Origin of the sequence: Sulfurimonas sp. (genome assembly GCF_023229105.1) — a bacterium.
In the GTDB taxonomy this organism is placed as follows: domain Bacteria; phylum Campylobacterota; class Campylobacteria; order Campylobacterales; family Sulfurimonadaceae; genus Sulfurimonas.
On the sequence record NZ_JALNZY010000006.1, the window covers coordinates 24,788 to 44,711 of the forward strand.

At 35.8% G+C, this 19,924-nt stretch carries 18 protein-coding genes and 1 pseudogene; 11 read left to right on the top strand and 8 right to left on the bottom strand.

The features are described from left to right. The first annotated feature begins 5 nt into the window (after positions 1-5). Genes M0Q17_RS01655 through M0Q17_RS01665 form a run of 3 tightly spaced genes read left to right on the top strand, consistent with a single transcriptional unit; the run spans position 6 to position 4,228 of the window. Positions 6-1,883: a TonB-dependent receptor gene (locus tag M0Q17_RS01655; protein WP_295082626.1), complete on the top strand. Its 1,878-nt coding sequence runs from the start codon at positions 6-8 to the stop codon at positions 1,881-1,883. After that, positions 1,884-2,321: a hypothetical protein gene (locus M0Q17_RS01660; protein WP_295082628.1), complete on the top strand. Its 438-nt coding sequence runs from the start codon at positions 1,884-1,886 to the stop codon at positions 2,319-2,321. It abuts the gene before it with no gap. After that, positions 2,315-4,228 (top strand): EAL domain-containing protein, encoded by a 1,914-nt coding sequence (locus M0Q17_RS01665; protein WP_295082630.1) that lies wholly within the window; start codon positions 2,315-2,317, stop codon positions 4,226-4,228. The genes M0Q17_RS01660 and M0Q17_RS01665 overlap by 7 nt, the downstream gene beginning before the upstream one ends. Here M0Q17_RS01665 and M0Q17_RS01670 read toward each other — a convergent pair. Then, entirely contained in the window at positions 4,225-6,246 is a 2,022-nt protein-coding gene (locus M0Q17_RS01670) for a hypothetical protein (RefSeq protein ID WP_295082632.1), read from the bottom strand. The genes M0Q17_RS01665 and M0Q17_RS01670 overlap by 4 nt on opposite strands. Positions 6,247-6,426: 180 nt before the next feature. Here M0Q17_RS01670 and grpE point away from each other — a divergent pair, with 180 nt between their 5' ends. After that, on the top strand, positions 6,427-6,984 hold the full coding sequence (grpE, locus tag M0Q17_RS01675; RefSeq protein WP_295082634.1) for a nucleotide exchange factor GrpE: 558 nt from the start codon (positions 6,427-6,429) through the stop codon (positions 6,982-6,984). A gap of 197 nt (positions 6,985-7,181) precedes the next feature. Beyond that, positions 7,182-9,068, top strand: a complete 1,887-nt coding sequence (gene dnaK, locus M0Q17_RS01680; RefSeq protein ID WP_295082636.1) for a molecular chaperone DnaK — start codon at positions 7,182-7,184, stop codon at positions 9,066-9,068. A 53-nt stretch (positions 9,069-9,121) separates the two neighbouring features. On the opposite strand, the gene M0Q17_RS01685 is transcribed toward dnaK, so the two are convergent. The 6 genes from M0Q17_RS01685 to M0Q17_RS01710 are packed head-to-tail and all read right to left on the bottom strand — an operon-like array spanning position 9,122 to position 14,448. Beyond that, entirely contained in the window at positions 9,122-10,450 is a 1,329-nt protein-coding gene (locus tag M0Q17_RS01685) for a diguanylate cyclase (protein WP_295082638.1), read from the bottom strand. A 17-nt stretch (positions 10,451-10,467) separates the two neighbouring features. Beyond that, positions 10,468-11,610, bottom strand: a complete 1,143-nt coding sequence (gene folP, locus M0Q17_RS01690; protein WP_295082640.1) for a dihydropteroate synthase — start codon at positions 11,608-11,610, stop codon at positions 10,468-10,470. Then, positions 11,600-12,250, bottom strand: a complete 651-nt coding sequence (locus M0Q17_RS01695; RefSeq protein WP_295082641.1) for a DNA polymerase III subunit delta' — start codon at positions 12,248-12,250, stop codon at positions 11,600-11,602. Before M0Q17_RS01695 ends, folP begins: the two co-directional genes overlap by 11 nt. Continuing rightward, complete coding sequence (locus M0Q17_RS01700) at positions 12,213-12,761, bottom strand: HobA family DNA replication regulator (protein ID WP_295082643.1); 549 nt, start codon at positions 12,759-12,761, stop codon at positions 12,213-12,215. The genes M0Q17_RS01695 and M0Q17_RS01700 overlap by 38 nt, the downstream gene beginning before the upstream one ends. 4 nt (positions 12,762-12,765) lie before the next feature. Beyond that, positions 12,766-13,977: an aspartate kinase gene (locus M0Q17_RS01705; protein ID WP_295082646.1), complete on the bottom strand. Its 1,212-nt coding sequence runs from the start codon at positions 13,975-13,977 to the stop codon at positions 12,766-12,768. Next, the gene (locus tag M0Q17_RS01710; protein WP_295082648.1) at positions 13,978-14,448 is read right to left on the bottom strand and encodes an RNA pyrophosphohydrolase; all 471 of its coding nucleotides are present in this window, start codon (positions 14,446-14,448) and stop codon (positions 13,978-13,980) included. It abuts the gene before it with no gap. 256 nt (positions 14,449-14,704) lie between these two features. Between M0Q17_RS01710 and M0Q17_RS01715 the strand changes: the two genes are divergently transcribed. Genes M0Q17_RS01715 through queA form a run of 6 tightly spaced genes read left to right on the top strand, consistent with a single transcriptional unit; the run spans position 14,705 to position 19,571 of the window. Further along, positions 14,705-15,088, top strand: a complete 384-nt coding sequence (locus M0Q17_RS01715) for a PAS domain-containing protein (protein ID WP_295082650.1) — start codon at positions 14,705-14,707, stop codon at positions 15,086-15,088. 10 nt (positions 15,089-15,098) lie between these two features. Next, positions 15,099-16,214 carry a methyl-accepting chemotaxis protein gene (locus tag M0Q17_RS01720; RefSeq protein WP_295082652.1) on the top strand — a complete coding sequence of 372 codons (1,116 nt, stop codon included), beginning with the start codon at positions 15,099-15,101 and terminating at the stop codon, positions 16,212-16,214. A 3-nt stretch (positions 16,215-16,217) separates the two neighbouring features. Then, positions 16,218-17,270, top strand: coding sequence for a radical SAM family heme chaperone HemW (gene hemW / locus M0Q17_RS01725; protein ID WP_295082654.1), 1,053 nt, complete (start codon positions 16,218-16,220; stop codon positions 17,268-17,270). A gap of 55 nt (positions 17,271-17,325) precedes the next feature. Further along, entirely contained in the window at positions 17,326-17,745 is a 420-nt protein-coding gene (tatB, locus tag M0Q17_RS01730; protein WP_295082656.1) for a Sec-independent protein translocase protein TatB, read from the top strand. After that, entirely contained in the window at positions 17,738-18,553 is an 816-nt protein-coding gene (gene tatC / locus M0Q17_RS01735) for a twin-arginine translocase subunit TatC (protein ID WP_295082658.1), read from the top strand. The genes tatB and tatC overlap by 8 nt, the downstream gene beginning before the upstream one ends. Then, positions 18,546-19,571: a tRNA preQ1(34) S-adenosylmethionine ribosyltransferase-isomerase QueA gene (queA, locus tag M0Q17_RS01740; RefSeq protein ID WP_295082660.1), complete on the top strand. Its 1,026-nt coding sequence runs from the start codon at positions 18,546-18,548 to the stop codon at positions 19,569-19,571. Before tatC ends, queA begins: the two co-directional genes overlap by 8 nt. Positions 19,572-19,587: 16 nt before the next feature. Here queA and M0Q17_RS01745 read toward each other — a convergent pair. After that, a pseudogene (locus M0Q17_RS01745) lies at positions 19,588-19,924 on the bottom strand (2-oxoacid ferredoxin oxidoreductase); the annotation flags it as partial.

Below are 19,924 nucleotides of genomic sequence, written 5' to 3' on the forward strand. Positions count from 1 at the left end.
TATTTATGCGCTTTTTTATACCTTTTTTATTACTTTTTACTCTTCTATTTGGTAATGAGTCATCGCTTGATTCGCTTCTAAAGGAGTATAAAAGCGCTGAGGAGCCTTACCATCACACAAAAAAAGAGAGTGCTGGACATATCAGGGTAATAACACGCTCAGAACTCGATAAAATGCAGGCTTACACGCTAAATGATGTTTTAAAAACTTTAAGATTTTTCACACTTCAGCCAAGAAAAAATGGAATGACTACGCTTGTTAGAAGCGGTGAAACACAGATGTCGTCTCATCCTGTAAAACTTTATATAAACTCTCATGAATTAAACTCCGCAACACTTGGAAATGTGCTGGTACAATATGGAAGAATGGGTCTATATTTTATCGACTATATAGAAATTTATCAGGCAGGAAATTCAGTTACATTTGGCAACGAACCCGGCACTCTGCTTATAAAACTCTTCACCAAAGAGCCCTCTCGCGAAAACAGCACATCCATTCAAGCCTCTGTTGACTCGCTTGGAAGCGCGACATTGCAGGGAGTTGATGCAAAGGTTTTTGATGGGTACTCATATTTAGCAAATGTTGATTTAAAAAAAAATAATTATAAAAACTATACGGTAAATAATTCAGAACTCTCAAGAGACGGGGCAAGGAGTCAATTCTATTTTAAATTTTCAAAAAAATATGACTACGACATTGAAGTAGGCGCAATTAAAGAGAAATACGATGTTTTTAGTGGACTGGGAATGGCTCCAGCTGATGGAGATACAAAAACCAGTGATATATACACGCATATTACCAAGTATTTTGAAAATAATCTAAAAATAATGCTTACTGCTTCTTATGAAAAATTCGAAATTTACGACAAGGACACTATTGGCATACCGTTGACAGGAGTTAGCACTCCTTTTCCAAAGCAGCTTGACTCTCAAATATATACTCAAGTGTATAGCGCAATCATAGAAAAAAGATTTATAAACGCAAATAACGAACTATTTTTAGGGGCACAATTTAAACATCAGAAATTTGGCATCAACGAATACAAAATAGATGGTGCCAATTATGCAAGAAACTGGGGTCCAAAAGATTTAGATATATATATGTTTTATGCTGAGAATCTCTATAATATAAATGAGAATCATCTGATATCCTTTAGCGCTAAAATCGATCTCTATAAAAACAGCTTCAACAAATCTTCAACCGAACATATACTAAGAGCAGGCTACGTGGCACTTCTTGATAAAGAGTGGACATTTAAACTTTTTGCTATGCAAAGCTATATGTATCCGACATTTATGCAGACTACTTATTCGCCTAACTATAATATCAACCCTGATTTGCGTAGTGCAGAGTCTCTTACAACAACTGCGGAAATTATCCATACCCTAGAAGATACTGTTTTTGGATTTGGAGTCGGCAGAAGTACAACTGATAACGCAATAATATTTGATATGAACAAAACAAACCCTTCGCAGAGCATCTACGTAAACAGTAATAAAGAGAACAGTTTTGAACTTGTTTTTGCAAATATAGAGCACAAATTCAACATAGACAACAAGATAAAAATAGAAATTTACAGACAGTTTAGAGATAATTACTATAGCCCAGAGCAAGGGGCTTCCTTCCAGCTTTTTAACACTATTGGAAGGTTCGATATTTACAATGAACTGCTTTATAAATCAGAATATACAAGCCTAGAGGGTGTAGATATTAAAGAAGGATTTGACTACTCGCTTGGAGCAATATATAAGCTAAACAAGAAAACAGAACTAAAAGTAAAGGCAGAAAATATATTCGACAGAGCGTCAGAAACTCCAATAGGTACTATTCAAGCATCAGCAACGGACAGAAGAGTTCTGCTTACAATGGAGTACACTTTTTAAATGAGGGCAACCATTATCATACTTCTTTTTATTGTTGCATTGTTTGCAAAAGAGGATAGAGTTGATATCAAGGCGCAGATTTTAGAAAAAATATTTTTAAATATTCATATTGACAAAGGCATAACACTCTGGTGCGACAATAAACATCTGCTTGAAGAGCTTAAAAAGAGCAGTTACCTGATAGTAACGGATAAGTGTGCAGCAGCAACTATTATTGTAGTAGAGAATAAAGAGAGCATAGAAAGTGATGAAAACTGTAAAAATAAACCTATTTTTGTACTCAATTATGAGTTGCTGAAAAATATTCCGGAGAGCTTTGGTGCATTTTTTTGGAAAAAAGGCAGACCAAATATAGTAATTATTGAACCGAGAGCAGTTTTTCAAAATATCAGACTCTCTAAAGAGCTAGAGACCTATAAAGAGGAAAAAGTATGGTAAAAAAGAGAGAGTTTGGAATATTTTTTCTGCTCTTTATGCTTGGTCTGTTTTTTGCATATATATATACTCACATAACAAAAACAAAAAATGATATATTTGAGCGAATTCAAAACCATCAGATAGAACAGATTTCATATATTTTGCAAAATATAGAAATAGACATGCTAGATACCTCAGAGATTATAACCACTAAAGATATGTTCTCTATGTTTAAAAAAGAGTATGTTAGAGCCGAGTATGAACATATTATCTCCCTAATGCTTACTTCAAATGTAAAATATGTGTATATTCTATATAAAGATGAGCAAAACAGATTTAGGTTTCTTCTTGATGCATCCAAAACAGACAAGGCAAATTTTAATCAGAAATTCGATGTAGATTCCCCGGAATATGAAGCTGTTTTTTCAACAAAAAAACCTCAGGTCATACAGCAAAATGATGTTGAAAATCTATATTTGACATATCTGTACCCAATAATAAGCAATGGAGATGTTATAGCAATATTTAATATTGACATTACGACTAATATTCAAAAAATCATACTAGAGTCCATTAAACCACTTGAGACATTTTTTGTGGTGTTGATTATCTTTGTTCTTCTGCTCATGGTTATGACTATCCTGCAGATATTTCACTACTTTGTCACTAGGAGAAAAATATTTACAGATCAGCTTACAAATACATTTAACAGAAACTACCTTGAGGAGACTCTGCCGCTTCTTAATCTCTCTAACTACTCCTTGGCAATACTTGATCTGGATAAATTTAAAATCATAAACGATACCTACGGTCATAGAACCGGTGATTATATATTATCGCAGACAAGCAAGGTGTTTAAAGAATCAATCAGAGACAACGATATACTAGTGAGATACGGCGGAGAGGAGTTTCTACTTCTTATAAACAACCGTGATAAAGCCAAATCTGCTTTGGATATATGTGAAAGATTAAGAAAAAATATAAACAAAGAGCGCTTTGTTTATGATGGCCATGAGATTAGAGTAGGCGTATCAATCGGTCTGCATAAGTATCCGTATTTAGAGAAGAATTTTCAAGAAGCTATAAAAATAGCCGACAAAATGCTATACATTGCTAAAAAAGGTGGAAGAAACAGAGTTATTAGTTATGACGAAAAAGAGAGTACAGAGAACTCCTCCTCATCAGGAGATATTAGCTTTGTAAAGGAGGCTATTGATGAAAACAGAGTCATCTGCCACTATCAGCCAATTTATGATTATAAACAAAGCAGAATATTTAAATACGAGGCGTTAGTCAGAATTGTTACAAAAGAGGGAATAGTAATTCCTCCATTTGCTTTTTTACCACAAATAAAAGAGACAAATATGCACTATAAATTGACTCAAAGAATTTTACTTATTGTCTTTGAGACATTTAAAAACAACAATAAGCTCGTAAGTATAAATATGAACTTCTCAGACCTTATAAACTCTGATATCGAAGAGACTATAATTAATAATCTAAAAGATAATCAACATCTCGCATCACGCGTAACGTTTGAGATACTTGAAAGTGATGAGATTAACAATATAGAACTTTTTAAGCAAAAGATAAATCTTATACATTCTCTTAAGGCAAAAGTCTCTATTGACGATTTTGGAAGCGGCTACTCAAACTTTAAAACCATTATAGACATTGAAGCAAACTTCCTAAAAATAGACGGCTCTCTTATTAAAAACATTGATATTAGCGCAAAAGATTTTAAAGTTGTAAAAAGTATCATACACTTTGCAAGACAGAGTAATATGCAAACAATTGCGGAGTATGTCCACTCAGAAGATGTTTATAATAAATTGCTACTCCTAGATATAGATTTTATGCAAGGCTACTATATATCAGAGCCAAAAGAGGCTCTGATTGGAGAGGAGGAGCTTTTTCAAGCTCTTTAGAATAACTTTTTAAAGAGCTTGTTTAGCCCTTTTTCTACCTCTTTATCTATTTTCTTTTTGACTTCTTCACCTGCTTTAGATTTCATAAATTTTTCCATATTTATACTTACTTTAGGAGCGTTTATGTCTCCTGTGATGCTTCCGCTAACCTCATCTTTTTTGATTCTTATACTAACGTCCGTATCTATCTGATTTGTTTTTGTGTTTAGCTTTGTTTTTTCTGTTTTTATAGCAGCATCTTTAGAGTGCAAATCTATGGAAGCTAAAATATTTTCTTTATCTATTTTTGCATTTACATTACCGCTAAATAGCTCTTTGTAAATATCAAACTTAATAAATTGACTTATAAGATCAAAGGTTTGATTTTTTACAAATTTTGCATCCGTAACTTTGCCCTCAAAAGCACCTCTGCTTTGTGCTAGATTATAATCTATCTTAGCATCTAAAGAGGCATCTGCTATTTCTGGATAGAGTAATATCTGGAGTATTTTATTAGTTTTTATAGCATCAACAGTAGCAAAAAAATCATCATTATGAAGTTTAGCATTGATTTTCCCCTCTGCAACTTCGGTTTGTAATGTAAAATCCAAATCTTTTGCCCTAGAAAGCTCTCCATTTGCCGTAATTCCACCTTGCATATGCTGTTGTGTAACAAAAAAGAGAGCGTCTAAGTTTGGTATAACAATCTTATAATCACTCCCTAACGAGCCATCTTCGATATTAAATTTTGCGTTTTTAATATTAAGAGATGCTATGTTGGAGTTAAAATCAACTTTAGTTTCTGCAATAGCGCTCTTTAACATAGTTGTTGTCGTGAAGTCAAATATAGTTTTAGGCATAGGAGATGCAAACTCATATGTTTTACTCAAATATTTTGAATCAAGCACTCCTTTTGATATTGCCATCACAACGCTTCCGCTTAAATTTTCTACTTTTGCATCACTAATATCTGCATTCATAGAGAACAAACCATCGCTATAGTGTGGCTGCTTTAACATATATAGCAGTTTTGCAACATCAAGATTTACTACTTTTGCTTTTATAGATGCCAAAGCAAACTCTTTTAAGACAGCTTCAAAAACCATATCTGATGAAGCTAAATCACTGACTCCTGATACCAAAAGTCTCTCTTTATCTCCCTTAACACTGCCGTTTAATTTAAATGCGCCTCTAATATCAGCCTTTGTAATGGGTTTTAGCACCTCAAGATCTTCAATATTTAGTGAATATTTTAAATCAGCTTTTAAAGGCTCTGGCACTATAAGACCTGCTGAGTTAATCTTAAAGAGATTTGAGAGTAACTCATATTTGTAATCTACATCATTACCTTTTAATTTTGCATCAAGATTCATAGAAAATAGGGTTTGAGGGATACTCACATTAAAGTCACTTAACATATATTTAGGATCTATTTTGCCGTTTTTGGTTTTTAAAACAACCTCTCCATCCATCTTGTGCGGCGTTATATCTCTAAAATTTACATCCATATCTATATCTGCCGTTGCGTAAGGATTTTGAACACCCATATAAAGAAGTGCGGCTAGTTTTGCACCCTTTATATTGGCAATAATAGATGTAGGATTCAGCTCCCTCAGTTCTACATGATAAGATGTATCGCTATTTGCTACACTACTCTTACCATCTATCTTCATAAAAGCAATGTCACCTTTTACATTTCCGTTTGTATAAAACTCTCCTCTAAGTTCGGTTCCCGAGAATGATTTTAGTGTCTTTAAATTTTTAAGACTTATATCATAAGAGAGATCAAACGACTGTGAAAAAAGAGAGTAGCTCCCTTTTATCTCAGCCTTATTGTTCTCGTTTATCTCTAAAACAATCTCAAAATCACTCATGCTTAAGGAAAATTTCGAGAGCTTACTCTCTAATTTTGTCTGCTCCTTAATCTTGCTCTCTAAAATAGGCTTAATTAATCCATTTCCTAGCGATGTAAAAGCAACCACATAAACAACAACTATCAATGTAGCCAAAATACCGAAAAACCAAGCAAAATATCTCATACTACCCACCTATATTTATTTTTGTAATGATACTACAGAAACTTATTTTTAAGCAAATAAACTAGTTGACAATAACAGACTCAACTTTTTTAACTAAATATATTCAACTATTGCTTGACATTGTTACACTCAATATGTATAATAGTGCTATCTTTTTAGAAAAGGAGTGCTTTAACAACTATGTCAAAAGAAAATAATGAAGAGATTCAAGAAGAGTCTCTCAAAAACACCCAGTTGGATGAACTAGCTCAAGAAGCTGCCGCAGAAGCGGAAGCAGTTGAGAATGAACTTGACCTCTTGCAAGAGGAGTTAACTTCTCTCAAAGATAAGTATGCTCGTGTTCATGCCGATTTTGATAACATCAAAAAAAGGCTTGAGAGAGAGAAATATGCTGCTGTAGAGTATTCAAATGAAAAATTTGCCAAAGATTTGATTCCGGTTATGGACTCACTTCAGATGGCTCTGTCTTCTACACAAAATCTCTCTGATCCACAGGAGCATTTAGAAAAACTCAAAGAGGGTATTGAGCTTACGCTTAAGCAGCTTACAACCTCCTTAGAAAAACACGGTGTGACAATAGTCTCCCATGACGAACCGTTTGATCCAAACATCCACAACGCTGTGCAGAGCGTAGATAGCGACACTGTGCAGAGTGGGCAAATTGTTCAAACATTTCAAACAGGTTATAGATACAAAGAGAGACCGTTGCGTGAAGCGATGGTAGTTGTAGCGAATTAATCTGAGGTTACTTAAGTAGCAAAGAAAAAAAAGATATAACGATATCATTTCGTTGTATTTAATAAATTATTATAAAATCTGACACAAACGTGTCAAGCTTTTCTAAAGAAACTAAAGTTTTGTGCCATAGTGGCTAGAAAAAGTGAAAGGAACTTGTTTCTTTCGCGCCAAATAAAATTAAATTAAGGAATAACAACATGTCAAAAGTAATAGGTATAGATTTAGGAACAACAAACTCTTGTGTAGCAGTTTATGAGGGCGGCGAGGCAAAGATAATCCCAAACAAAGAGGGAAAAAATACAACACCTTCAGTTGTTGCATTTACAGACAAAGGTGAGGTTTTAGTAGGAGATCCTGCTAAACGTCAAGCAATTACAAATCCAAACAAAACTATCTCTTCTATTAAGAGAATTATGGGTCTTATGATGAGCGAAGAGAATGCAAAAGCCGCTCATGATAAAGTAACATACAACATTATAGATAAAGACGGTATGGCAGCAGTTGATATTGCAGGAAAAATCTACACTCCTCAAGAGATTTCAGCAAAGATACTAAGCAAACTAAAAGAAGATGCTGAGTCTTACTTAGGTTCTAGCGTAACAGATGCGGTTATCACGGTTCCTGCATACTTCAATGATGCACAAAGAAAAGCGACAAAAGACGCGGGAACTATTGCAGGACTAAACGTTCTTCGTATCATCAACGAGCCAACAGCTTCTGCGCTTGCGTATGGGCTAGATAGTAAAGGCGATGAGAATGTACTTGTTTACGATTTAGGCGGCGGAACATTTGACGTTACTGTTTTAGAGATTAGCGAGGGTACTTTTGAGGTTCTCTCAACTGATGGTAATGCATTTTTAGGTGGAGATGACTTTGACAATAAAATCGTTGATTACCTAAATGGCGAGTTCAAAAATGCACATGGCATAGATCTTAAAAATGACAAAATGGCGCTACAACGTCTAAAAGATGCTGCGGAAAATGCTAAAAAGGAGCTTTCAAGCTCAACCGAAACAGAAATTAACCTGCCGTTTATCACTATGACAGAAGCTGGACCACAGCATCTTGTTATCAAACTTACTCGTGCAAAATTTGAGAGCATGATTGAAAAACTTGTTGAAGAGACAATAGATCACATCAAAACAGCTATGAAAGAGTCTGGTTTAGATAACAATGCTATCAAAGAGATTATTATGGTTGGAGGCTCAACTCGTGTTCCTCTTGCACAAGAGATGGTATCTAAGTTCTTTGGCGGTAAAAAACTAAACAAAAGTGTAAACCCTGATGAAGTTGTAGCAGCCGGTGCAGCGATTCAAGGTGGTGTTTTACGTGGAGATGTTAAAGATGTACTTCTTTTAGATGTTACTCCACTTTCACTAGGAATTGAAACTCTTGGCGGTGTCGCTACTAAAATCATTGAAAAAGGTACGACAATACCTGTTAAAAAATCTCAAATCTTCTCAACTGCTGAAGATAATCAGCCAGCAGTTAGTATCTCGGTTGTTCAAGGTGAGAGAGAGTTCGCAAAAGATAATAAATCTCTAGGTCTTTTTGAACTAGGCAACATTCCTGCGGCTCCAAGAGGCGTGCCTCAAATCGAGGTTACTTTTGACATCGATGCAAACGGAATACTTACTGTTAGCTCAACAGACAAGGGAACAGGCAAATCTCAGTCAATCACAATCTCTGGAAGTTCTGGACTAAGTGAAGAAGAGATTAACAAAATGGTTCAAGATGCAGAGGCTCATAAAGCAGAAGACTCTAAAAGAAAAGAGCTAGTTGAGCTTAAAAATCAAGCTGATGCACTTATTGCTCAGAGTGAAAAATCTCTAGGCGAGATGGGCGATAAAATCGAAGCTGAAGAAAAAACAAAAATCGAGTCTGCTATAACTGAGCTAAAAGATCTTCTTAAAGATACAAACGCAACAAAAGAGCAAATCGAAGCAAAAGTAAAAACTCTAACAGAAGCAAGTCATAAAATGGCTGAGCAGATGTACAAAAAAGAGCAAGGCGGCGAAGCAGGTGCGGCTGATGCTAAAAAGAAAAAAGATGATGATGATGTAATAGACGCTGAAATAGAGTAATGTCCATATGGGTTTCCACGCTATCTGTGGAAACCCAATCTAAAAATGATTTTTTAGTCTGCTTTTTTTACACAGTTTCTTCCGGAAGATTTTGCCAAATACAACGCCATATCCGCTCTATTTACAACACTACTTATATCATCATCTCTCTTAACCCTTGAGACTCCAAAGCTTGCAGTTACTTTGCTAGCACCCTCTACTCTAAGCTCCTCTATACTGCATCTTAACTTTTCTGCAATCAAAAGAGTATTTTCTATATTTACAGCAGGCAGAAGAATGACAAACTCCTCCCCGCCCCATCTGCATACCATGTCTATATTTCTTAAGCCCTTTAACAGCGCTTTTGACACTTCTACTATAACACTATCGCCGACATTGTGCCCATATGTATCATTTATCTTTTTAAAATAGTCTATATCAACCATTATTAAAGACATCTCATTTTCTCTCTCAAGCATTGTTTTGTGGGATGATTCATAAAGTTTTAAAAATTTGTATCTATTATAGAGGTTTGTTAAAGAGTCTCTAGATGCCATCTCCTCATATTTTATATTCTTACTCACAAGTGCACTGTTTATATCATCTAGCTCTTTTTGATACTCTTTTGTTAAAGCTGCCCATCTTGAGTATGTAGTGGCAATAAGCTCTTTTTGCGAAACAACACCAGACATTTTTCCATCATCATCAACAACTATTACTCTTTTATAATGTTTCTTTTTTAAAAACTCTATAGCCTCTTTAACGGAAGAGTTCTTTGCTATGGTCTCAACAGGTGAGGACATGTATTTGCTAATGGGCACATTCAAATCTTTGTTTTTCTCAATAACCCCAATAACATCTTTGGTAGTAAATATGCCTATAGGTTTTAAATCTTCTACAATTATTACGCTCTCAAATGAATTTTTTGCCATTTCGCAAAGTAGCTCTGATGTTTTTAAATCTTTATTTACCCATTTAGATCTTTTTCCAAGTTTTAAAAAATCGACAAGACAAAAGTTGTCCATCAAGGTGTCTGGATCTATACTGCTTATAATATCTGTATGAGAGATTAATCCGTATAGTGAGCCGTCGTCATTTACAGCACACACATACTCTGTTTCAGAATTTAAATACTCCAATGTATATAAAATCGTTTTTTCTTTATTTACTACGGGAATTATCGGTAAATCTCTATTTTTTAAAGAGCTCTCAAGTTCTACGCCTCTTGCTTTCATATTTAAAATATCAGCTACTCTCATTATGCGAAAAATATTGCCCTCGGTAACTACTATATTTCTATGCTCATTGCTAAACATCTTTTTTATAGCATCAGAAATTAAACTGTTTATATCTATTGTAACAACCGAAGTCGTCGCTATGTTTCCTACTTTTGGAAATACCATATTTATTACCCGCCTTTTTATATCGTGTTTAATGCCGCTTGTACCCTTAATGCCTGCACATGTTCTTTGACGTCATGCACGCGGATGATTGAGGCTCCATTTTTTGCAGCTTCCAGATTTAGTGCCAGTGTTGCACCTAGCCTCTCATGAGGCAAAGATGGAGAGATTTTATCTATCATGGACTTTCTTGAAACACCTACAAGCAGAGGTTTTTTAAGAGTTAAAAAGTGTTCAAGATGTTTTATGAGCATCAAGTTGTGCTCTAGTGTCTTGCCAAATCCTATTCCGACATCCAAAGTTATCTTTTTTACACCAAGAGATTCAGCCTTGGCTACTCTTTGCTCAAAAAAGGAGTATATATCACTTAAAATATTTTCATACTGTGGCTGATTTTGCATCGTCTGCGGAGTTCCCTGCATATGCATAATAACAGCTGTTGCATTGTTGCTCGCGCAGAGGCTAGAAACTTCATTATTAGCAAGCCCTGTAATGTCATTTACGATTTCAAATCCGCTTTTTAGAGCACATGCTATCACCTCAGGCTCATAACTGTCTATGCTAAACTTTATCTTATTGTAGAGTTTTGCTTTTTTTATAGCTTCAAAAATGGGTCTTACTCTTGCAAGCTCTTCATCCTTACTTACATGCAAAGAGTTTGGAGCAGATGAAACCGCGCCTATATCTATAATATCAGCACCATCATCTATCATCTGCTCTATTGCTTGGAGTGCATTAGTGCCGTTAAATCTTGAAGCTGAGAAAAAGCTGTCGTCATTTGCGTTTATTATTCCCATGACTTCTACTTTGCAAGGTCTCCTAACTTTTAAAATCTCTTGAAGATTTTTTGCCACTTCTTTTAGTCCAAACGGCTGAGCTAGCTCCTTTGTACTAAGGGTTTTGAGTTGTCTTGCAGTAGCTATGAGGATGCAGTTTACATGCGGAATCCTCGCCATTACCGTCCCGCGCGGCACCGCCAAATCGGCTCCGACACTCAAAGCATCCTGCTTTAAGATATTTGCTCCGCCGACATGCAAATCTCTGATATAAATAGTATAGTATGTTGCCTTTGCTGCCATAATAGCGATACCTCCGCTATCTACGCCCAGCTCCTTTAAATATTTATGCTTATCTATACTGTTTGACAAAAGTTCAATTTGCATTTTTTTCTCCTGTAAAACTCATGATAAGCTGTGCTAAAACACTCTGTGGTCTTGAGTTTAACTCTAAAAGCCTATATGCTTTGTCAAAATTTTGAAGCTGCTGGGTGCTTAGTATAAGTTTCTCTACAACAGTCGCTCTATGGTAAAGTGCTTCAACAAGAGCCTTAGCCTCGCTCTTTTTCACTCTTGCATTTGCTTTTAAAAAATCAAAAACTTCTCCATAATTTACTCGTGAGAGATTTAGCTTCATCTCTTGAAGTATGCGAATTTTATTGCCTTTTACTATAGGCATTCTTGAGCGAACCGTGGGAAGAAGATTTGATTTTGTAGGAGATATAATGATGAGTTCTATATTTCTAGGAGGCTCTTCGAGGATTTTAAGAAGTGCATTTTGAGATATGTTGTTGAAGTTATTAGCTCCGATAACTATATATTTTGTCTCTGATTCGCTAATGTAGGCTTCTGCAATTACGGCTTTTGCATGTTCAATTTTAAACTCATCCTCTAAAAAAGCAACAACCCTGTTTGGTTTTAACTCTTCTCTTATTCTATCAAGCTGTGATTCTTTTTCTGTAGATATTAAGATGTAGCCTTTTTTAGAGTCATGAACCAACATCAACTTCTCCAAACATCGTTGCATTTAAAGATGCGTTAAAAAGGCGAAAGAGTTGAAGCAGCTTGATATCAAGCTGTTTGTCGTAAGATTTCAAGGTAAAAGCGTTAATATAATCTTCATCAAAAATCCAGAAGTAACTCGTATCTTTTCTTTTTGCAATATCAGCTCTTTTATCTTCGCCCCTGCCGATATACCAAAAAAAGTATTCATCTTTGTGCGCCAAAGATATCATATCCTCTACAACCTCAAGCATCTCGCCGCCGCTGACAGAGTTAAAATGTTTATACATGCTATCTATACTGAAAATAGGAAGCAGCGGGCGATCCATCTTGACATCATTTAAAAATTCAAGTATATAGGTCTCAAGCCACTTTCTCTTATCGTCGGTTATTAAAATAATTGTCTTGCCGCTAAGTATCTGCTCAAGCGCTTGTGAAGTGGTAGTTGTCCAGTCAAAACGCTGCTCCTCAAGCCAGCTAAAACAACCACCCTCTTCCCTTATAGCATCTAAGCTCCACTGTGCAAAATCAGACATTTGATTATTTATCTAACTCGTATGCGGCATGTAGGCTTCTTACCGCCAATTCTGCATACTTTTCATCTATAACCATAGAGATTTTTATCTCTGAAGTTGAGATCATATTAATGTTTATATTCTCTTTAGCCATTATAGAAAATGCTTTTGCTGCCACGCCCGTATGCGACTTCATGCCAACACCGACTATTGAGACTTTGCAGATGTTTTCATCATAAGAAGCTTCATTAATTTCAACCTCTTCTACAAACGCCTCCACCACTCTTTTAGCATCAGCTAGGTCACTAACAGGAACGGTAAAGTCAATATTTGCCTTGCCGTCATATCCGACATTTTGGATTATCATGTCAATATTTACATTGTTATTTGATAGTTTTGTAAATATATCAGATGCTATTCCCGGTCTATCTTTTACGCCTACTAAAGAGATGCGAGCTTGATTTTTATCGAGTGCAATTCCACTTACTAACGGTTTTTCCATAATATTTTCTTCCTTAGTTATTAATGTTCCCTCTTCGTCTGAGAAACTTGTTCTTGTTACTAGATTTACGTTTAATTTTTTAGCCAGCTCTACTGAACGGTTTTGAAGCACTTTTGCACCCAAAGAGGCAAGTTCTAGCATCTCATCGTATGAAATTTTATCAAGCTTTTTTGCTTTTGGCTCAATCCTTGGATCAGTCGTAAAGATTCCGCTAACATCTGTATATATCTCACAAAGGTCAGCCTTTAGAGCTCCTGCAATTGCTACAGCGCTCAAGTCACTTCCGCCGCGACCGAGTGTGGTAACATTGCCATCATGAGAGACTCCTTGAAAACCTGCTACTATCACGATTTTACCCTCTGATATAGCTTTTTTCATAGCTGTTGGATCTACTACCTCGATGCGTGCTTTTGTATGAATATTATCAGTAACAATACCAGCCTTTCTTCCCGTCATAGATACTGCAGGAAACCCCATCTCACTTAAAGCTATCGCTAAAAGCGAAGCCGTTACTCTCTCCCCGGAACTCAAAAGCATATCCATCTCAGCCCTTGCAGGAGCTTTTGAGAAATGCTCTGCATAGGAGACAAGCTTATTTGTCTCGCCGCTCATTGCAGAGACAACAACAACAATATCATTTCCTGCTTTTTTTGTAATACTTACACGATTTGCCACATTTTGGATGCGATCTAAGTCACCAACACTTGTTCCGCCAAATTTTTGAACTATCAACATCTACAGTAATCCCTCTTTTTTGAAATAACCCAATACACTCTCATAAACATTTTTTTTAAAACTAGCACTCATATTTAAAGCCTCCTCAACGGTTACAAACTTAAAGTCGCTAAATTCAGGTTGATGTGTATGAATATTTATTGTTGCGCTCTCATGGAGTTTAACTAAAAAATATTTCTGCTTTTGCCCAATGAACGGCTTCATGTTCTCGGCAATCCTAGAAGGAAAATCATAAGAAATCCACTCAGGAAACTCAGCAATAATCTCTACGCTATCAGTACCTATCTCCTCTAAAAGCTCACGAAAAAGTGCTTCTTCAACCGCTTCTCCTTCGTCTATACCGCCTTGAGGAAACTGCCAAACGTCATTCAAATCATTTCTTTGTGCCAAAAAAATCTCTTTTACCCGAGGGTAAGAACTAGAGACAACAATCATAGCAACGTTAGGACGATATAAATCTTTTTTTATCATTACTTCACTTAGCAAAAAGCTTCAAAAAGCTCTTATTATTATATTGGTGCGATTATACAAAAGATGCTATTAAAATAAACTAATTTTCTTGTATGATTCTCTATACCAAAATCAAGAAAATTTTTGATAAAACAATTTTTTACATAAATGTATTATAACTAGGCATAAAAAGAATTATAATTCCTTTACCGGCTATTAACTTATACTTTGTTAAAATCATGCCAACTTTATGACAAAAACGAAAAAAAGGCAAACCATGAAAGAGTACGTCTTAAAAAATGATGATTTTTTAGTTTCTCAAACCGATTCAAAAGGCACTATAATTTTTGCAAATGATGATTTTTGCGCAATTGCCGGCTATAGCATTGATGAACTGGTAGGAAAACCACACAATATCGTCCGTCACAAAGATATGCCTAAGGCTGCATTTAAAGATCTTTGGGATACCGTAAAAAACGATAAAATATGGTCCGGATATGTAAAAAACAGAACTAAAGATGGAGGATACTACTGGGTATATGCTACAATCTACCCAATATATGATGAGACCAGAAAAGAAAAAACCTACCTCTCTTGCAGAAGAAAACCTTCACAAAAAGAGATAGATGAAGCTCAAATGCTCTACAAAACATTTAAATAGGAAAGATAAAATGAACAATACAATAAAAAATGCAATCCTTGCTACAGCTTTTCTCATCCTTGTTGTCTCTTTATTTATGATAGATTCAAATATTATCCACGCTGCTTTAACAATAGTAGTATTTGGCGTTATAATCATACTTAATATGCAAAACAGTTCTAAAAGTTCTAATGAGTTAAATCAAAAAAGATTAGAACTTATCGAGATGATGGATTTTGAAAGAAACAAAATTACTATCAATGAAAATACAACAGATCAGGCGGAAATTAACTTCAATCAAATTATCACAAAATATCAAAATTCTATGCTTGCTGATACAAAAGTTGCCGGAGAGATGGTTCTACTTACCGACAAAGTCTCAAAAGGACACTACTCATGCAGAATCTCATCTGACTCCAAAACGCCGTATGTCCACGTTCTTAGAAATAGCCTTAACAATATGCTTGTCGCATCTGAGAAAAATATAGACAACGCTATAGCAACGCTACAGAAATTTTCTGAAGGCTCTTTTTCTACAAGAAGCAAGATAGACGTAGAGGCAAAAATGGCAGATTTGCTAAATAACATAAACGCTCTTGGAGAGTCTCTTGAGGGCATGGAGCAAAAAAACAAAGAGAATCAAGAAGCCATAGTTGATTCTTCAAACAGACTTAATGAAACTATTTCAACGATTACAAACACTACAATCAAAGACTTAAAAGAGATGATAAATAGTGCTGTTGAGAGAATCCACAATGTGGCACATAAAGAAAATGATATGGTTGAAAATCTACAAACACTTGTTGCTAATGCAAATGAGACAAAAACTATTTTAGCAACCATCGGTGATATTGCAGAGCAGACAAATCTTTTGGCACTAAACGCTGCTATCGAAGCAGCACGCGCGGGTGAGCATGGAAGAGGGTTCGCCGTTGTTGCCGACGAAGTACGTAAGCTTGCAGAGAGAACGCAAAAAAGTCTTGCCGAGACCTCAGCAACCACAAATGTTCTTATTCAGTCTATCTCTGAGAGTTCTGATGCCCTTAATAAAAATGCAAATGAAGTTAATAATATCTCAAGCGAAATTAGTTTAATAAATGACAAGATGGATGAGATAATAAATACACTAAGCAACCTCTCAAAGTAGAAGATGTTACTCTATATACATATTCCTTTTTGTGATTCCAAATGTTATTACTGCGCATTTAACTCTTATGTAGATAAGTTTCATCTAAAAGAGCGCTACATGCTCTCTCTTGAAAAACAGCTTGCGTTTGAACTAGAGAGATTTCAAGTAGCCCCAAAAGAGATAGAGTCGATTTTTATCGGAGGGGGTACTCCCTCAACTATTGAACCAAAACTTTATGAAAAAATCTTTGAGAGTTTGCGCCCATATCTAAAAGAGAATATTGAGATAACCAGCGAAGCTAATCCAAACAGCGCAACACAAACATGGCTTGAGGGGATGCATCAGCTAGGCATCAACCGAATAAGCTTTGGGGTACAGAGTTTTGATGATGCAAAACTGAAACTTCTAAATCGTGCGCACAACGCTACTCAAGCAAAAGAAGCGGTTTTAAATGCAAAAAAGGCAGGATTCAAAAACATCTCACTTGACCTCATTTACGCTACGCTAGGCGACTCAAAAGAGCTTTTGCAAAATGATTTAAAAACTGCTTTTTCCCTACCAATCAACCATCTAAGCGCCTACGCTCTAACTATTGAAGAGGGCACACTGTTTGAAAAAAAGCCCCATATGTCAAAAGAGAGGCTCAATCTTACATCATGGCTGTTTAAGAAGATTGCTAATTTTGGATTTGGGCAGTATGAGATAAGCAACTTCGGCTCATATAAAAGCACGCACAATCTTGGCTACTGGGAATATAAGGATTATATAGGCTTAGGAAGCGGAGCTGTCGGCAAATTCGGCATGCAAAGGTACTATCCCTCAACTGATATAGAAGAGTATATAAAAAATCCTCTAAGCATAAAAACAGAGCAACTAGATTTAAACGACAAAAAAACAGAACAGATATTTTTAGGGCTTCGCTCATGTGTCGGGGTTGATAAAAATATCTTAAATGCGCAGGAGCTAAAAAGAGCTGAGTTTTTAGTTCAAGAGAAAAAATTACTACTAAAAGATGATACCTTTTACAACACACAGTACCTCTTAGCTGATGAGATTGCGCTCTTTATATCGTAATTTAATTATTCTTTAGATAGAATCATTGCCTTAATAATAACTTTGAGGATTTTTTATGTTTGGTATGGGTTTTACGGAAATACTTATTATTGCTGTTATAGCTATCTTGTTCCTTGGTCCTGATAAACTTCCAAGTACCATGGTTGAAATAGCTAAATTTTTTAGAAATACAAAAAACACTATTGGCAGCATGAAGCAGTCATTTGAAGAAGAGATAAATATGAAGAGCATGAAAGATGAAGCCCTTGCATATAAAAAAGAGCTTCAAAATGCGTCAAATCAGGTAAAGAGTGCGACTGATATTAAAAAAATGGCAGCAAAATTAACAACACTTGAAGATGATAGTTTTAGTGATGAAGGTTTATTTGATAAACCAAAAGATGAGAGTACCTCTAAGCCTCAAGAAGCAACTCTTACTAAGAAAAAAAAGAGCCCAGCTATAGATAAAACAGAAGAAGATAATAAAAATGTTTGATGAGATAAAACCACATTTAGTTGAGCTTAGAAAAAGGCTGGCAATTTCAGTTGCCTCCTTGCTTGTTATGTTTTTTGTAATGTTCTACTTTCATGAGGCGCTTTTAGAGTGGATTGTTGAGCCGTTAAATGTAGCACTTATAGAAGTCGGCAAAAAATCGCTTCATGCAGCCGATGGAATGGTTACGACAAATCAGGTCGGTGGAGCATTTTTTGTAGCCCTCAAAGTCTCCTTTTTTGCAGCAATTGTAGGAGCACTTCCTATAATACTTGCCCAAATATGGGCTTTTGTCGCACCGGCTCTTTATGCAAATGAAAAGAAGATGGTCATCCCTTTTATCCTCGGCGGAACTACAATGTTTACAGTAGGGGTTTTATTTGCCTACTATATTGTTACCCCTTTTGGTTTTGACTTTCTTATTACGTTTGGTAGCTTCAAGTTTACTCCGCTTATAAATATCGAAGATTATGTAGGATTTTTCACAAAAATTATGTTTGGTTTTGGTATCGCTTTTGAGCTTCCTGTTTTTGCCTACTTTTTAGCACTCCTTGGAATGGTTGACGACAGACAGATGCGAGAATTTTTCAAATATGCGGTTGTACTTATCTTTATAGTAGCGGCACTTCTTACCCCTCCGGATGTTTTGACACAGCTTCTAATGGCAGGACCGCTTGTCTTACTATATGGAATCTCCATCTTGATTGTAAAAATGGTCAACCCTGCACCTCCGCTAGAAGAAGAGAGTGAGGATAGTGAAGATATAAACCTTCTTGATGAGTTAAAAGCGATAAATAAAGATAGTGAATAATAAAGAACTTTTAACCTCTAGCTATGACTTCTTCCTTGAAAAAGAGCTCATAGCAACCTGCCCTGCAAGTCCAAGAGATAGCGCAAAGCTACTTATTTATGATAGAGCTACGGATGAAATATCACATGTAAGATTTTCTGACTTAGAAACATTTATCCCCAAAGAGTGTGCAGTTATTTTTAATGACACCAAAGTTATTAAAGCAAGACTCTTTGGCAAAAAAGAGAGTGGAGGAAAAATTGAACTGCTAATAAACAGAGCTATTAACGCAAACGATATCAATGTTTATATTAGAGCAAAGGTAAAAGAAGGAACAAAAGTTTTCTTTGCCAAAGATTTGGTAGCAGAGGTAAAAGAGCTTCGAGATGACGGAAGCAGAATAGTAAACTTTTATTTAGCCGAGAAGCCTTTGCGTTTTGAAGAGCTTCTTCCAATCATAGATAAAATCGGTCATATCCCACTTCCTCCATATATAAAAAGAGAAGATAACAAAGAAGATGAGAGTGAGTACCAGAGCGTATTTGCTAAAGAAGAGGGAGCAGTTGCGGCTCCGACTGCATCTCTGCATTTTACAAAGGAGCAGCACGAGAGAGTCTGCAAAAACTTTGCACATGCATATGTTACGCTGCATGTAGGAAGTGGGACATTTAAGCCCGTCGAGTGCGACACCATTACAGAACACCCGATGCACTCAGAGTATTATGCCATCTCGGATGAAGCAAAGGAACTTTTGGATTCAGATAGAAAAATCTTAAGTGTAGGAACTACATCTACTAGAACAATAGAGTTTTATGCAAGAAGCAGAGTTCAAAAAGGGGAAGCAAATCTCTTCTTGCATCCAAACAACAGACCTCTAAGAGTCAATCATCTACTTACCAATTTTCATCTGCCCAAATCGACTTTGCTAATGCTTGTTGCCTCTTTTACGGGTTTAGAAAAGGCACAGAAGCTCTACAAAATAGCTATTGAACAAAGATACAGATTCTACTCTTATGGTGATGCTATGCTTATCTTATAGCATCAAAACTTTGGTGTTAATAACTCTCAAATAGGCTTTGAATCTGACTAACATCATGAGTTAAAGTATGAAGTGGCTTAGCATCTTTGCCTCTTATAGCCTCTTCAAATGATACTCTACTATTTTTATTTTTGTAAAGAACACCTATGGGCATAGGAATAGTCTCATAGGACTTTTTTACAGCTTGCTCAAAATCACTCGCATCATAAGAGTCATCTAAAACATAGCTATTTTCGCTAAACCAATCATAGGTATTTACCTTGTTAAAGGTGACACAAGGCTGTAAGATATCGACAAGTGCGTAACCCTTATGTAAAAATGCCTCTTTTAAAACCTCTTTTGCATGTTTTATA